General features: G+C 71.9%; 10 protein-coding genes. 5 read left to right on the top strand and 5 right to left on the bottom strand.

The window, feature by feature from the left end; translation table 11 throughout:
- Positions 1-12 precede the first annotated feature (12 nt).
- From ITX44_RS32995 to rhaI, 3 genes are all read right to left on the bottom strand, one after another.
- Positions 13-1,479, bottom strand: coding sequence for a rhamnulokinase (locus ITX44_RS32995; RefSeq protein WP_307795602.1), 1,467 nt, complete (start codon positions 1,477-1,479; stop codon positions 13-15).
- 336 nt (positions 1,480-1,815) lie between these two features.
- Positions 1,816-3,861, bottom strand: coding sequence for a bifunctional aldolase/short-chain dehydrogenase (locus tag ITX44_RS32990; RefSeq protein WP_205362133.1), 2,046 nt, complete (start codon positions 3,859-3,861; stop codon positions 1,816-1,818).
- An 82-nt stretch (positions 3,862-3,943) separates the two neighbouring features.
- On the bottom strand, positions 3,944-5,110 hold the full coding sequence (gene rhaI, locus ITX44_RS32985; RefSeq protein WP_205362131.1) for an L-rhamnose isomerase: 1,167 nt from the start codon (positions 5,108-5,110) through the stop codon (positions 3,944-3,946).
- A 364-nt stretch (positions 5,111-5,474) separates the two neighbouring features.
- Here rhaI and ITX44_RS32980 point away from each other — a divergent pair, with 364 nt between their 5' ends.
- The 5 genes from ITX44_RS32980 to ITX44_RS32960 all read left to right on the top strand — a co-directional run bounded on the left by ITX44_RS32980 (position 5,475) and on the right by ITX44_RS32960 (position 11,587).
- A complete protein-coding gene (locus tag ITX44_RS32980; protein ID WP_205362129.1) occupies positions 5,475-6,995 on the top strand; it encodes a sugar ABC transporter ATP-binding protein in 1,521 nt (506 codons plus the stop codon).
- The gene (locus tag ITX44_RS32975; RefSeq protein WP_205362127.1) at positions 6,992-8,044 is read left to right on the top strand and encodes an ABC transporter permease; all 1,053 of its coding nucleotides are present in this window, start codon (positions 6,992-6,994) and stop codon (positions 8,042-8,044) included. The genes ITX44_RS32980 and ITX44_RS32975 overlap by 4 nt, the downstream gene beginning before the upstream one ends.
- A 16-nt stretch (positions 8,045-8,060) precedes the next feature.
- Complete coding sequence (locus tag ITX44_RS32970) at positions 8,061-9,098, top strand: ABC transporter permease (RefSeq protein WP_372441066.1); 1,038 nt, start codon at positions 8,061-8,063, stop codon at positions 9,096-9,098.
- Between the two features lie 84 nt (positions 9,099-9,182).
- On the top strand, positions 9,183-10,286 hold the full coding sequence (gene rhaS / locus ITX44_RS32965; protein WP_205362125.1) for a rhamnose ABC transporter substrate-binding protein: 1,104 nt from the start codon (positions 9,183-9,185) through the stop codon (positions 10,284-10,286).
- Between the two features lie 290 nt (positions 10,287-10,576).
- Entirely contained in the window at positions 10,577-11,587 is a 1,011-nt protein-coding gene (locus ITX44_RS32960) for a LacI family DNA-binding transcriptional regulator (protein WP_205362123.1), read from the top strand.
- Positions 11,588-11,616: 29 nt separating this feature from the next.
- Here ITX44_RS32960 and ITX44_RS32955 read toward each other — a convergent pair whose 3' ends face one another.
- Positions 11,617-12,318: a response regulator transcription factor gene (locus tag ITX44_RS32955; RefSeq protein WP_205362121.1), complete on the bottom strand. Its 702-nt coding sequence runs from the start codon at positions 12,316-12,318 to the stop codon at positions 11,617-11,619.
- Positions 12,318-13,490, bottom strand: a complete 1,173-nt coding sequence (locus ITX44_RS32950) for a sensor histidine kinase (protein ID WP_205362120.1) — start codon at positions 13,488-13,490, stop codon at positions 12,318-12,320. The genes ITX44_RS32955 and ITX44_RS32950 overlap by 1 nt, the downstream gene beginning before the upstream one ends.
- Positions 13,491-13,860: the final 370 nt, after the last annotated feature.

The raw sequence follows: 13,860 nt of genomic DNA, 5'->3' as shown, positions 1-13,860 counted from the left end.
GTTCGCGCGTGCTCAGGTCAGGCGGGCCGCGGCGCGGTCCCAGTCCCGGGGGTCGCCGCTCGGCGAGTGGACGCGCAGCGGCTGGGTCGTGGCGACCAGGTGCCGCATCCGGGCCAGGTCGCCGACGAGGCCGTGGGCGCGGGCCTGGACCAGGACGTTGCCCAGGGCGGTGGCCTCGGCGGGGCCGGCGGTCACCGGGAGGCCGGTGGCGTCCGCGGTGAGCCGGCACAGGAGTTCGTTGCGGCTGCCGCCGCCGACCATGTGCACGTGGGTGATCTCGCGGTCCGCGAGTTCCGCGGCCCGGCGCAGGGTGTTGCGGTGGGCCAGCGCCAGGCTCTCCAGGACGCACCGGACGATGGCTGCCTGTCCTTCGGGCACGGGCTGGCCGGTACGGGCGCAGTGCGCGGCGATGGCCGCCGGCATGTCGTCGGGCGCCAGGAATTCCGGGGCGTCCGGGTCGATCAGCGCGGCGAAGGGCTCGGCGCGGGCGGCCTCGGCGAGCAGGGCGTCCAGCGCCACCGGCATGCCGCGCAGGGCCCAGATCCGCCGGCATTCCTCCAGCAGCCACATGCCCATGATGTTGCGCAGGTAGCGGATCGTGCCGTCGATGCCGCGCTCGTTGGTGAAATTGGCGGCCCGGGATTCCTCGCTGAGCACCGGCGCGTCCAGTTCGAGGCCGGCGAGCGACCAGGTGCCGCAGGAGATGTACGCCGCGCCCGGCTCGGTGACCGGGACGGCCACCACCGCCGATGCGGTGTCGTGCGAGGCGACGGCGACGACCGGGGTGCGCGCGGGCAGACCGGTGGCGTCGGCGACGTGCGGCAGCAGGCTCCCGGCGAAGCTCCCCGGCTCGCGCAGGGGCGGCAGCAGCCCGGCGTCCACCCCCGCGGCGGCGGCGAGTTCGGCGGACCAGGTGCCGGTGCGGGCGTCGAGCAGGCCGGTGGTGGAGGCGTTGGTGATCTCCGCCCCGATGCCTCCGGTCAGCCAGTACGTGAGCAGGTCGGGGACGAGCAGCAGGGTGCGGGCCCCGGCCATGGCGGCGGTGTCCCGGGCCGCCGCGAGCTGGAAGATCGTGTTGAAGGGCAGGTGCTGCAGGCCGGTGGCGGCGTAGAGCTCGCGCCCGCCGATCGCGTCCCGGATCCGGTCGGCCACCTGGGCCGTACGAGTGTCGCGGTAGTGGTACGGCAGGCCGAGCAGCGCGCCGTCGCCGTCCAGCAGCCCGTAGTCGACGGCCCATGTGTCGACGCCGGCCGACGTGACCGGGCCGCCGGCCTGCCGCAGGCCGTCCAGGACTCCGTGGAAGAGGGCGGGCAGGTCCCAGTGCAGACCGTGCGGCAGCCGCACCGGCCGGTTGGGGAAGCGGTGCGATTCCCTCATCGACAGCAGTCCGGGGCCGACTTCGCCGACGACGACCCGCCCGCTGGTCGCGCCGATGTCGGCGGCGGCGAAGAGACCGTGGGACGGGGCGAGTCGGTTCACGTCGGCTTCCTGGGGATTGGGGCCGGTGCGGCGACCGGCTCTCACGACGAGGAACGGAGGAACAGGGGCCGGCCGAAGGCCCGTTACGGCCACGCGGTCCGAACCAGCCGGGCACGGGGACGGTCCCTTCGGCAGGGGGCGGCGCACTACCCGGCCGGGGATCGGCCTGCTGCGCACCGCCCCCGCGTCAGCCGCTCCGGGCCGCGGGGTCCGGCGGCCCGCTCCCGCGTACCGGCACGAACCCCGCCCCCGTGTCCGGACGTGCCGTGCCCGGCGCGGTCCGGCCCGCGCCGCCCTGCCCAATGCGGGCGGGTGGCTGCACGACCGGCCGACGGCTCAGCGCAGGAACGCCGCGGCGACCCCCGCGTCGACCGGAATGTGCAGGCCGGTCGTGTGGGTGAGGTCGCCGCCGGTGAGGGCGAACACGGCGTTGGCGACGTGCTCGGGCAGGACCTCGCGCTTGAGCAGGGTGCGCTGGGCGTAGAACTCGCCGAGCTCGGACTCCGCCACCCCGTAGACGGCCGCGCGCTGGGCGCCCCAGCCGCCGGCGAAGATGCCGGAGCCGCGGACCACGCCGTCGGGGTTGATGCCGTTGACGCGGATGCCGTGGGCGCCGAGTTCGGCGGCGAGCAGGCGGACCTGGTGGGCCTGGTCGGCCTTGGTGGCGGAGTAGGCGATGTTGTTCGGGCTGGCGAAGACGGCGTTCTTGGAGGCGATGTAGACGATGTCGCCGCCCAGGCCCTGGGCGGTCATCACGCGGGCGGCCTCGCGGGAGACCAGGAAGGAGCCACGGGCCATGATGGCGTGCTGGAGATCCCAGTCCTTGGCGGTGGTTTCCAGCAGCGGCTTGGAGATGGAGATGCCCGCGTTGTTGACGACCAGGTCCACGCCGCCGAAGGCGAGCAGGGCGGCGTCGAAGGCCGCGGCGATCTGCTCCTCGTCGGTGACGTCCGCGGTGACCGCCACCGCCTTGTCCGGGCCGCCCAGCTCCTCGGCCACGGCGGCGGCGCTGTCGGCGTCGAGATCGGCGACCACGACGCAGGCGCCCTCGGCGACCAGGCGGTGCGCGATGGCCTTGCCGATGCCGGAGCCGGCGCCGGTGACCAGGGCGATCCGGGTGGCCAGCGGCTTGGGCGCGGGCATCCGCCGCAGCTTGGCCTCCTCCAACTCCCAGTACTCGATGCGGAACTTCTCCGCTTCCGGGATGGGCTTGTACGTCGAGACGGCCTCTGCGCCGCGCATGACGTTGATCGCGTTGACGTAGAACTCCCCCGCGACGCGGGCGGTCTGCTTGTCCTTGCCGTAGCTGAACATGCCGACCCCCGGGATCAGGACGATCGCCGGGTCGGCGCCGCGCATGGCCGGGGAGTCCGGGGCGGCGTGCCGCTCGTAGTAGGCGGCGTATTCCGTGCGGTATTCCTCGTGCAGTTCCCGCAGCCGCTCGATGACCTGCTCCAGCGGCGCGGTCGGCGGCAGGTCCAGGACCAGGGGGCGGACCTTGGTGCGCAGGAAGTGGTCGGGGCAGGAGGTGCCCAGTGCCGCCAGCCGGGGGTGCTCGGTGCGGGACAGGAAGTCCAGGACGACGTCGGAGTCGGCGAAGTGGCCGACCTGGGGGCGGTCCGTGGCGGCGATCGACCGCAGGACGGGCGCGAGTCGGGCGGCCCGGGCCCGGCGGTCGGTGCCGGGCAGCGGTCCGTACCCGGCGAGCAGCGGGCCGAACGGCTCGGCCTTGCCGCGCTGTTCGAGGAAGGTCTCGGCGGTGCGGATGATGTGCAGCGAGTTGCGCTCGCACTCTTCGGCGCTCGCGCCCCAGGCGGTGATGCCGTGCCCGCCCAGGACGCAGCCGATGGCCCGGGGGTTGGCGGCCTTCACCGCGGCGATGTCCAGGCCGAGTTGGAAGCCGGGGCGGCGCCAGGGCACCCACACCACGCTGTCGCCGAAGCACTCCTTGGTCAGTGCCTCGCCGTCGGCGGCGCAGGCCAGCGCGATGCCGGAGTCCGGGTGGAGGTGGTCCACATGGGCGGCGTCGACCAGGCCGTGCATGGCGGTGTCGATCGACGGCGCTGCGCCGCCTTTGCCGTGCAGGCAGTAGTCGAAGGCGGCGACCATCTCGTCCTCGCGCTCCACCCCGGGAAAGACGTCCACCAGGGCGCGCAGCCGGTCCAGCCGCAGCACCGCCAAACCGGCCTCGGTGAGGGTGCCCAGGTCGCCGCCGGAGCCCTTGACCCACATGAGTTCGGTGTCGGCGCCGGTGACCGGGTCGGTGGCGGTGCCCTTGGCGGAGGCGTTGCCGCCGGCGTAGTTGGTGTTGCGCGGATCTGCGCCCAGCCGGTTCGAGCGCTCCAGCAGGGCGCTGACCTCGGGGTGCGGAACGGAAGCCATGGGGAGTCCTTCGCTGTACGGGACAGGGTGCGGGTGGGTGCGAGTGCGCCGCGCGGCGCAAGGAGCCGCGGCGGGAGGAGCCCTACGCGTCCCAGCCGGCCTGCTGACCGCCGATCCGTTCGGCGGCGATCTTCTCGGCGTGGCCGGTGGCCCGGTAGGCGGCCATCGGGTCGGGGTGCAGGCCCAGTTCCTCGCGCACCTCGGCGAGCAGTGGCCGTACGTCCGTGTTGTAGGCGTCCATCAAGGCGGCGTTGGCCTCCAGCACGTCGCCCGCCTGCTGGGCGGCGGTCAGCGCGGTCGTGTCGACCAACAGGGCCTTGGCGGTGGCCTCCTGGACGTTCATCACCGAGCGGATGATCGCGGGGATCTTCGCCTCGATGTTGTGGCTCTGGTCGAGCATGAAGGCGACGCCCGTCGCGGGCGCCAGGCCGCCGTTCCTGACCACCTCGTGCATGATCCGGAACAGCTGGAAGGGGTCCGCCGACCCGACCATCAGGTCGTCGTCTGCGTAGAAGCGGGAGTTGAAGTCGAAGCCGCCGAGCTTCCGCTCGCGCAGCAGGAAGGCGACGATGAACTCGATGTTGGTGCCCGGCGCGTGGTGGCCGGTGTCGACCACGACCTGCGCCTTGTCCCCCAGCTTCAGGCAGTGCGCGTAGGAGGTGCCCCAGTCCGGCACGTCGGTGGTGTAGAAGGCCGGCTCGAACAGCTTGTACTCCAGCAGCATCCGCTGGTCCGCGCCGAGCCGCTCGTACACCGCGGCCAGTGATGCGGCGAGCCGGTCCTGACGGGCGGTGATGTCGTCCTGGCCGGGGTAGTTGGTGCCGTCGGCGAACCACAGCTTCAGGTCGCGCGATCCGGTGGCGTCCATGATGTCGACGCACTCCAGCAGGTGGTCCAGCGCCTTGCGGCGTACTGCGGGGTCGGGGTGGCTGACCGACCCGAGTTTGTAGTCGTCGTCCTGGAAGACGTTCGCGTTGATCGCGCCGACCGTCAGCCCGCGGTCCTTGGCGTACGCGGCCAGCGCCGCGTAGTCGTCGACCCGGTCCCACGGAATGTGCAGGGCCACCGCGGGCGCGACGCCCGTGGCCGCCTGCACCTGGGCGGCGTCGTCCAGCTTCTCGTAGGGGTCCCGGGGCACGCCGGCCTGCCGGAACACCTTGAATCGGGTGCCGGAGTTGCCGTACGCCCACGACGGCGTCTCGATCCGCTGGGACTTCAGTGCCGCCTTCACGGCCGACAGATCTGGCATGGCAACCCCTATGAATCGTTTCATGTTCGAGCGTTGACGATAAGCGGCACAAGGGCACCTGTCAATGACTCGTTCAAATCCGCACGACTCGACCGCCGGCCGCGTTATGCCCGATAAGTGCCCACAGAATGAGGCCTATCGGCCGCTCGGACAACCCCCAGGTAGGCCCGTTATTGAATCGTGTCATGCGCCGCTTGAGGGTTCCCACGAGGGCCCGATCGGAGCGCTCAGGCCGGACTATCACGGGTGAACGGACCGCAAGCGGCGAGATCCCTTGACGCCCCGCCCTGGCGAGGCTAACGTCCCGGCAACTCCATTGAAACATTTCACCCGCATTCACGATCGGGAGACTCAGGAGACACCCATGACCGATCCCGCACCGGAGCGCACTCCGGTTCTCGCGCTGGAGGGGGTGAGCAAGTCCTTCGGCGCGGTACGGGCCCTGCGCGACGTGTCGCTCGAGCTGTACGCCGGTGAGGCGCACGCCCTGGCGGGTGAGAACGGCGCCGGAAAGTCCACGCTGATCAAGACGCTGGCGGGGGTGCACCGCCCGGACGCCGGGACCGTGCTCCTCGACGGCACGCCGGTGGTCTTCCACGGTCCGGCCGACGCCCGTGACGCCGGCGTGGCCGTCATCTACCAGGAACCGACCCTCTTCCCCGACCTGTCGATAGCCGAGAACATCTTCGTCGGCCGCCAGCCCCGCCGGTCCTTCGGCCGGGTGGACCACAAGGCCGTACGGGAGGCCACCGCCGCGCTCTTCCGCCGGCTCGGGGTGGACCTCGACCCCGAACAGCCCGCCCGCGGCCTGTCCATCGCCGACCAGCAGCTGGTCGAGATCGCCAAGGCGCTGTCCTTCGACGCCCGGGTGCTGATCATGGACGAGCCGACGGCCGCGCTGACCGGCAGTGAGGTGGCCCGGCTGTTCGGCGTGGTCAGGGCGTTGCGGGAGGCCGGCGCGGCCGTGCTGTTCATCTCGCACCGCCTGGAGGAGGTCTTCGCGCTGTGCCAGCGGGTGACCACGTTGCGGGACGGCGCATGGGTGGCGAGCGAGCCGGTCGCCGGGCTCGGCGAGGACGATCTGGTGCGCCGGATGGTCGGCCGGGACCTGGACGAGCTGTACCCCAAGCAGGACGCAGCGGTCGGTGACGTCGCCCTGAGGGTACGGCGGCTGACCCGCGAGGGCGTCTTCACCGATGTCTCCTTCGAGGTGCGGCACGGCGAGATCGTGGGGCTCGCCGGGCTGGTCGGGGCCGGCCGCAGCGAGGTCGCGCGCGCGGTGTTCGGCGTGGACCGCTGGGACGCCGGCGCGGCCGAGGTGGACGGCCGTCCGCTCAAGCCCGGCGCGCCCAGCCTCGCGATGGCCGCGGGCCTGGCCCTGGTCCCCGAGGACCGCCGGGCCCAGGGCCTGGTGATGGACATGTCCATCGAGCGCAACATCAACCTGACGGGCCTGCGTACCACGGCCCGGGCCGGCCTGATGAACCGCGGCGCCGAACGCAGCCGCGCCCTGGACTGGGCGGTCCGACTCCAGGTGAAGTACGCGCGCCTGGCCGACATGGTGGGCACCCTGTCCGGCGGCAACCAACAGAAGGTCGTCCTGGCCAAGTGGCTGGCCACCGATCCGCGGGTGCTGATCGTGGACGAGCCCACCCGGGGCATCGACGTCGGCACCAAGGCGGAGGTCCACCGGCTGCTGTCGCAACTGGCCGCCGACGGCGTGGCGGTGCTGATGATCTCCTCGGACCTGCCGGAGATCCTGGGCATGGCCGACCGCGTCCTGGTCATGCACGAGGGCCGGCTGACCGCGGACATCCCGCGCGAACGCGCCACCGAGGAAACGGTCATGGCGGCCGCCACCGGCCGTGCGAGGAGCGCAGCATGACCATGACCACCAAGCCCGCCCCGGCCGCGGCCGCCGGAGCGCCGCCCACCGCCGGGTTCCTGGACCGGGTGCTGAAGGTCCGCGAACTGGCCATCGCGGCCGTGCTGGTCCTGATGCTGACCGCGACCCAGCTGGACAACAGCGCCTTCCTGTCCCAGCAGGGCATCAAGGACCTGCTGCTCAACGCCACCATCCTGGTGCTGGTCGCGGTCGGCCAGGCCACCGTGGTGATCACCCGCAACGTGGACCTGTCGGTCGGCTCGGTGCTCGGCATCACCGCCTTCGCCGCGGGCGACTTCCTGCACGGGGGCGGCAACCCCGTCCTGGCGGTGGTGATCGCGGTCGCCATCGGGGCCGGCTTCGGCCTGGTCAACGGCGCCCTGGTGAGTCTCGGCCAGGTCCCCGCGCTGGTCGTGACCCTGGGCACCCTCTACATCATCCGCGGCCTGGACTCGATCTGGGTCGGCTCCCGGCAGATCACCGCCGCCGACCTGCCCAGCGGCTTCGTCTCCTTCGGCCACGACGGCCTGAGCGTGATCCCGTATCTGGCCCTGCTCACCGCGCTGGTCCTGGTCGCCGCGGCCTACTACCTGCGCAGCTACCGCAGCGGACGGGACCTGTACGCGCTCGGCTCCAGCCCGGAGGCGGCCCGGCTGGCCGGTGTCCCGGTCCGCAAGCGGATCCTGGCCGCGTACGTCACCTGCGGCGCCCTGGCCGGACTGGCCGGCGCGCTCTACCTCGCCCGCTTCGGCAACGTCGACTCGGGGACCGGCAACGGCTACGAACTCACCGTCGTCAGCGCGGTCGTGGTCGGTGGCGTCGCCTTCACCGGCGGCTCCGGGAGCGTGTACGGGGCCGCGCTCGGCGCCCTGCTGCTGACCTCCATCAACAGCGTGCTGCCCTCGATCGGCGTGAGTTCGGTGTGGGTGCAGGCCATCGACGGCGTCCTGCTGCTGCTCGCCATCGCGGTCGACCGCATCGTCGCGCTGCGGGTCGCGGGGCTGCTGCGCAAGCGGGCCGCACAGACAAGGAGTGCCACTCATGGCTGACCGCATGACCGACCCCATGGCCGACAACAAGGCCGCCACCGGCCGGGGCTTCGCCGCCCGGGACGCGCTGCGCTGGGACACCGTCGTCGGCGCCCTCCTGGTCGTCCTGCTGGTCTGCTCGTTCTCCTTGGTGAGCAACTTCGGCAACGCGCTGAACCTGTCGTTCCTGATCGGCAACACCCTGCCGATCGCCCTGATCGCGCTGCCGATGACCATGCTCGTCGTCTCCGGCGAGATCGACCTGTCGGTCGGCTCCACCGCGGGCCTGGCCGGGGCCGTGATGGGCCGGCTGTGGAACGGCGGCATGGCCATCGAAATGATCATCCCGCTGTGCGTACTGCTCGGCGTGGTCTGCGGCCTGGTCAACGGCCTGCTCGTGACCCGGCTCGGGCTGCCCTCGCTGGCCGTCACCATCGGCACCCTGGCCGCCTACCGCGGCATCGCCCAGATCGTGCTCGGCTCGAACTCGGTCACCGACTTCCCGCAGCAGTACCTGAACTTCGCCTCGGACCGGATCGGCGGCACCTTCGTCCCGTACGCGGCGATCCCCTGGGCCGTCCTGCTGCTCATCGCGGTGGTCCTCCTGCACGCCACGCCGATCGGACGCTCGCTGTTCGCGGTCGGCGCCTCCCAGGAGGCCGCCCGCTTCGCCGGGATCCGCGTCAAGCGGCTGAAGCTGTCGATGTTCGTGGCCACCGGCACGATCTCGGCGCTGACCGGCGTGTTCTGGGCCCTGCACTACGCCAGTGCCCGCTACGACAACGCCACCGGCCTCGAACTGTCCGTCATCGCCGCCGTCCTGCTGGGCGGGATCGACTTCGACGGCGGCAAGGGGACGCTGGGCGGCGCGGTCGCCGGGGTGTTCCTGCTCGGGGCGCTGCAGAACGTGATGAGCCTGATCAACGTCTCTTCCCAGTCCCAGACCCTGATCACCGGAGTCCTGCTGGTGGTCTCCGTCCTCGCCCCGCGGCTGGCCCGGCAGGCCGGCCGCGCCAGAGCCCGTCGCAAGGCAGCCGTGGGCGACATGCCGCCCACGGCACTCACCGCGGTCTGACCATCGCACCTGTCGTTCCGCCCGGTTCTTGTTCCACCCGGTTCGCACCCTCGTACCTGCCGCACCGCCGCGGCACCGAAAGGAATGCCCATGCACGCCAGAACCACCGCCGTGCGCCGTGCCGTCGCCGCGGTCGCCGCTGTGTCCGTCGTCGCGCTCGGCGCCGCCGCGTGCGGCGGGACGACCAAGAAGTCGACCGACTCCGGCAGTTCCTCCGGCAACGGCAGCGCGGCCACGGCCTCGGCGAACCCCGCCGCCGCCACCAAGAAGGGCCTGACCATCGCCTACCTGCCCAAGCAGGTCAACAACCCGTACTTCACCATCTCCGACAACGGCGGCAAGCAGGCCGTCGAGGCGCTGGGCGAGAAGTACAAGGAAGTGGGCACCAGCAGCGGCACCGACACCGCGGGGCAGGTCAGTTACGTCAACACCCTCACCCAGCAGCAGGTCAACGCGATCGCGGTGTCCGCCCAGGACCCCGGCGCGCTGTGCACCGCCCTCAACCAGGCCCGGAAGAACGGCGTGAAGGTCGTCACCTACGACTCGGACACCAAGGCCGACTGCCGCGACCTGTTCGTCTCCCAGGCCAGTGCCGAGGACCTCGGGCGCACCGAGGTGCAACTGCTGGCCAAGCAGATCGGCGGCAAGGGACAGATAGCGATCCTGTCGGCGGCCCAGACCGCCACCAACCAGAACACCTGGATCGGCTACATGAAGGACGAGCTGAAGAAGCCCGAGTACAAGGACATCCAGCTGGTCAAGGTCGCGTACGGCAACGACGACGCCCAGGCGTCCTTCCAGCAGACCCAGGGCCTGCTCCAGCAGTACCCGAACCTCAAGGGGATCATCTCCCCCACCACCGTGGGCATCAAGGCCGCCGCCCAGTACCTGTCCGGCTCCAAGTACAAGGGCAAGGTCCAGCTCACCGGCCTCGGCACGCCGAACGACATGCGCGCCTACCTCGCCAACGGCACCGTCCAGTCCTTCGAGCTGTGGGACCCGGCCAAGCTCGGCGCGCTCGCCGGCTACACCGCGGTCGCCCTCGCCTCCGGCCAGATCACCGGCGCCCCCGGCCAGACCTTCACCGCCGGCGACCTCGGCAGCTTCACCGTCGGCCAGGACGGCGTCGTCGTCCTCGGCAAGCCCACCGTCTTCGACGGGACCAACATCGGCCAGTACCACTTCTGAGCCGCGTCCGAGACCTGAGCACGTCGGCCCGCATTCCCCCGGAAATGCGGGCCGCATTAGAACCGTCGACTTCGCCGCGCACAGGCACCGGAAAGACTCTTTTGCCGCGTGGAAATCACCTCCGCGCAGTCCGCTGCACTGCGCTGCGCGTCGCCCGAAAAACCCCAACTGGCCTGTGTTTGAATGTCTCCACCACTTCGGACGCTCCGGGCACAAGCCGCACGAGGATACGCGGCCGAGCGCGGCGCGTACCGAAGCGGGGAGACAGGAAACAGGAGAGACCACAAGCGATGATCGGCATAAAGGACGTGGCACGGGAAGCGGGCGTCTCCGTGGGGACGGTGTCCAACGTGATCAACCGGCCCGACCTGGTTTCCGAGGAGACGCGCGCCCGGGTGCAGTCGGTGATCACCCGGCTCGGGTACATCCGCAGCGAGTCCGCCCGGCAACTGCGGGCCGGCGCCAGCCGGATCGTGGCGCTGCTCGTTCTCGACATGGGAAATCCCTTTTTCGTCGACGTCGCCAGTGGCGCCGAACGCGCCGCCCGCCAGGCCGGACTGCGCGTCCTGGTGTGCAACAGCGCGCAGAGCGTGAGCGAGGAAGCGGATTACGTATCGCTGTTCGTGGAGCAGCGCGTCCGCGGTGTCCTGGTCACGCCCGCCGACCCCACCGGCCGCAGCCTGGACGCGCTGCGCCGGCAGAACATCCCGTACGTCCTGGTCGACCGGGTGTCCGCCGACGCCGCGGTCTGCTCGGTGTCGGTCGACGACGTGGCCGGCGGCCGGCTCGCCGCACAGCACCTCATCGACGCCGGGCACAGCTCGATCGTCTACGTCGGCGGTCCGCCGGACCTGCCGCAGGTCCGCGACCGGCGGGCCGGCGCGCTGGCCGCGCTCGCCGACGCGGGACTGCCGGGCACCGCGCTCATCGACCTGACCGCCGAACGCCTCGACGTGGCGGCCGGCCGCGACGCGGGCTCCCGCCTCCTGGGCATCACCCCCCGCCCCACCGCGGTCTTCTGCGCGAACGACCTGCTCGCCCTCGGGGTGCTCCAGTCGCTGTTCGCGGCCGGGATCAAAGTGCCCGACCGCATGGCGATCGTGGGATACGACGACATCGAATTCGCCGCTGCCGCCGCGGTCCCGCTCACCTCGGTCCGCCAGCCGTCCGCCGCGATCGGGCGCATCGCCATGGATCTGCTCACCGAGGAGAACATGCCGACGAAGGTCCCGCACGAGCACCGGCAGATCGTCCTGCAGCCCGAACTGGTGGTCCGGGGTTCCACGCTGCTGCGGGCGTGAGCACCCCCTGAACCCGTGGCGCAGGGAATCTACGAGGTGGCCGGCGTCGGCGGGTTGCCGGTGTGGCCGGGGGCGATGAGGCCGCTCTCGTAGGCGAGCACGACCAGTTGGATGCGGTCGCGGGCGTCCAGCTTGGTCAGGATGTGCGACACGTGCGACTTGCACGTGAACGGGCTGATGCACAGGAGGTCGGCGATCTCGCTGTTGGTCCGGCCGGCGGCGATGAGCCGCAGGATCTCGACCTCCCGGGCGGTGAGGGTGGCCGGGAGCGTCGTGGCCGGCGGGGGCACCACGGCCTGCGCGGTGACGTACGCCTCGATCAGCCGGCGGGTGGCGCCCGGTTCGAGCAGCGCGTTGCCCTGGGCGACCGTGTGGACCGCGCTGATCAGCGCGGGCGGCTCCACGCCCTTGAGCAGGAAGGCACTGGCACCGGCCTTGAGGGCGCCGAAGATGTACTCGTCCAGGTCGAAGGTGGTGAGGACGACGACCTTCGTGGCGTGCAGCCGGGGGTCGGAGGTGATGCGGCGGGTCGCCTCCAGCCCGTCCATGCGCGGCATGCGGATGTCCATGAGCACCACGTCGGGCCGCCGCTCGCCGGCCACTTCGACCGCTTCGAGGCCGTCCTTGGCCTCGCCGACGACCTCGATGTCGTCCTCGTCGCCCAGGATGGACCGGTAGCCGGCCCGGACCAGGGAGTGGTCGTCGGCGATGAGCACGCTGACGGTGTTCATCACACCCCACCGTGCGCGATCGGCAGCTCCGCCTGCACCCGCCAGCGGTTCCCGTCCAGCGGTCCGGCGGCGCAGGTGCCGCCGAGCGCCGCGGCCCGCTCCCGCATGCCCTGGAGACCGTGCCCGGGCGGGTGGGCGCGGGCCGTGCGCGGGGGGCCCTCGTCCACGATCTCGATGACGGCCGAGCGGTCACCGACGTCGATGCGGACGCGCGCGGTCCGGGAGGTGGAGTGGCGCATGACGTTCGTGAGTCCTTCCTGCACGATGCGGTATCCGGCGTGGCTGACCGGGGTGGGCAGCAGCCCCGGGTCGCCGGCCACGTCGAGCTCGACGCTCAGCCCGGTCTCGTGGACGCCCGCGATCAGATCGGTGAGGTCGGCCAGGTCCTGAAAGGGGTGCAGCGGGGCGGGTCCGCGCTGCTCGGAGCGCAGGGCCTTGAGGGTGGTGCGCAGCTCGGACAGCGCCTCGGCGGAGGTCGCGGCGATCTCGGCGAGGACGGCGCCCTCCTCGCCCCGGGTGTTCCGGTTCGCCCGGTGGGCGGCGGCCGCGGCGCGCACGTTGATGGCCACCAGGGTGTGCCCGACCACGTCGTGCAGTTCGTGGGCCAGCGCGAGCCGCTGCTCGTCGAAGTGGTGCTGCGCCGCCGCCTCGCGGGCCCGGGCCGCCTCCTCGACCAGGGCCCGCTGGAGCGCCTGCCGGGCGCGCAGGGCGTCGCCGGCGATCAGGGCGCCGACCACCAGCGCGGTGTGCGCGACGATGTCGGTGGTCTCCGGGTGCCGGCTGGTGACGACCACGGCGGCCGTGACGATCAGCGCCATCACCGCGCCCACCACGAGTGTCCTGGCCCGCCGGCCTTCGAGTCCCACGGTGAACACCAGCAGCATGGCGATGCCGACCGCGGCCCGGTTCGGGTGGTAGAGGGCCAGGGACAGCATCAGCAGGGGCACCTCGGCGGCCAGGACGGGCACCGGGAAGCGCCGCCTGAAGGCGAGGGGCGCCGCCGCCGCGAACGCCAGGATCCCCATCGGGACCGTCGGCGCGGACACCAGGTGCTGGAGGACCGGGTCCACGAGCAGGGCCGCGAAGGCCGCAAGGGCCAGCAGGAGGTCCAGGTCCGGCACCCGCAGCGTGTCCCGGACGGCGGTCCGGCCCGCGGCGATCACGGACGCCACGGGTTTGCTGTGAAGAGACGGGACGGAGACGGCATGCCGGAAGAATACTGCCGATACCGATCGGTACCGGGAGCAGTCGCAACGGAGACGATCGGCGCGGCCGTACCGACCCGGGCGACCGTACCCGCCCGTGCGACCGTACCCACCGTGACGGCCGCCCACCGAAGGCCACGACGGCGCCATGAGCGCGCCTGCCGCCTCGGACCCACCGCGACCTCCCGCCGATCCCGTCCTACCGGTCCCGCCTGCCGGGACCTTGTGACGCCAGGCTAGGAACCCCGTCGCCCGCCGCGCATCGTCCGCCCGCACTAGTTCCGGCGCACCAGCCCGCCGGCGCGGAACGGCTCCGGCGGCCGACGACTTCCCCCCT

The sequence above is a fragment of the Actinacidiphila acididurans genome, from assembly GCF_016918855.1.
Classification (GTDB): Bacteria; Actinomycetota; Actinomycetes; order Streptomycetales; family Streptomycetaceae; genus Actinacidiphila; species Actinacidiphila acididurans.
The sequence above is the reverse complement of the archived record's forward strand: the minus strand, read 5'-3'. Positions and strand labels throughout refer to the sequence as shown.

What these genes read in the sequence shown, in the direction of transcription:
- ITX44_RS32990 (WP_205362133.1), bottom strand. Translation starts at nt 3,861, where the DNA reads ATGGCTTCCGTTCCGCACCCCGAGGTCAGCGCCCTGCTGGAGCGCTCG.
- rhaI (WP_205362131.1), bottom strand. Translation starts at nt 5,110, where the DNA reads ATGCCAGATCTGTCGGCCGTGAAGGCGGCACTGAAGTCCCAGCGGATC.
- ITX44_RS32980 (WP_205362129.1), top strand. Translation starts at nt 5,475, where the DNA reads ATGACCGATCCCGCACCGGAGCGCACTCCGGTTCTCGCGCTGGAGGGG.
- ITX44_RS32975 (WP_205362127.1), top strand. Translation starts at nt 6,992, where the DNA reads ATGACCATGACCACCAAGCCCGCCCCGGCCGCGGCCGCCGGAGCGCCG.
- ITX44_RS32970 (WP_372441066.1), top strand. Translation starts at nt 8,061, where the DNA reads ATGGCCGACAACAAGGCCGCCACCGGCCGGGGCTTCGCCGCCCGGGAC.
- rhaS (WP_205362125.1), top strand. Translation starts at nt 9,183, where the DNA reads ATGCCCATGCACGCCAGAACCACCGCCGTGCGCCGTGCCGTCGCCGCG.
- ITX44_RS32960 (WP_205362123.1), top strand. Translation starts at nt 10,577, where the DNA reads ATGATCGGCATAAAGGACGTGGCACGGGAAGCGGGCGTCTCCGTGGGG.
- ITX44_RS32955 (WP_205362121.1), bottom strand. Translation starts at nt 12,318, where the DNA reads ATGAACACCGTCAGCGTGCTCATCGCCGACGACCACTCCCTGGTCCGG.